Origin of the sequence: Bradyrhizobium sp. 31Argb, from assembly GCF_043638955.1 — a bacterium.
Taxonomy (GTDB): domain Bacteria; phylum Pseudomonadota; class Alphaproteobacteria; order Rhizobiales; family Xanthobacteraceae; genus Bradyrhizobium.
On sequence record NZ_JBEGDB010000643.1, the window covers coordinates 1 to 924 of the forward strand.

Below are 924 nucleotides of genomic sequence, written 5' to 3' on the forward strand. Positions count from 1 at the left end.
AAGCGAACGGCTACGGGCCGATCGGGAAAGGCGGAGCGCTGCGGGGCCTGTTGCTGGATGCCGCCCTGGCGGTCGATGCCAGCAACGGCGGAGTGATCGGCCTCGTCGATGCGAAGGTGTGGAACCGCACGGGCGGCAAGGCCAAGCATCGACGGGCGCGAACGACGAAACAGAAGGAATCGCAACGTTGGCTCGATAGCACGAGGCGCGCCGCAGAGGTGCTGGCGGAGGCTGCGAGCATCACGGTGGTATCGGACCGGGAAAGCGACATCTACGCGCACTTCGCGTTCCGTCCGCAGACTACGCATTTGATCGTGCGGGCCTGCCAGAACCGGCGGATCGAGGAGGAGCAGATTGATCTGCTGTTCTCGCACATCGATAGTCTGCCCGAAGCAGGTCGGCTCAAAGTGAACATTCCTGCGGCTCCGGGACGCAAGGCGCGCAGCAGCGAACTGGCAATCCGCTTCTCGCGTGTGACCCTGCGCAAGCCGCTGCATGGAACTGCCGATCTGCCCGACACGGTCACATTGGCCGTGGTCGATGTGCGCGAGACATCGACGCCAGAGGGTGGCAAGCCGATCCACTGGCGACTGCTGACGACCCATCCGGTCACCAACATCGCCGACGCGCGCAGAACCGTTGATCTCTATCGGATGCGCTGGGTCGTCGAGGAGTACTTCCACACGCAGAAGACCGGAGGCTTCGATATCGAGGCCGCCGACATCAGTGATCCTGAGGCCATGATCAGGTTCGCCGCTGTTGTGGCCGTAGCGGCTGTATCGGTGATGCAACTGGTCAAGGCTCGCGACGGCACCACCGGCCAAAACCTGCTTGAGGCCTTCGAGCCTGCCGATCAACCCATCCTCGAAGCCGTCTCGGCCAAACTGGAAGGCAAGACCGAGCGGCAAAAGAACGCGCACCCTA

At 63.2% G+C, this 924-nt stretch carries 1 protein-coding gene; it reads left to right on the forward strand.

Annotation, left to right across the window (positions count from 1 at the left end; genetic code table 11):
• A partial coding sequence (locus AAFX91_RS42025; RefSeq protein ID WP_394570393.1) for an IS4 family transposase occupies positions 1-924 on the forward strand: 924 nt, incomplete at both ends.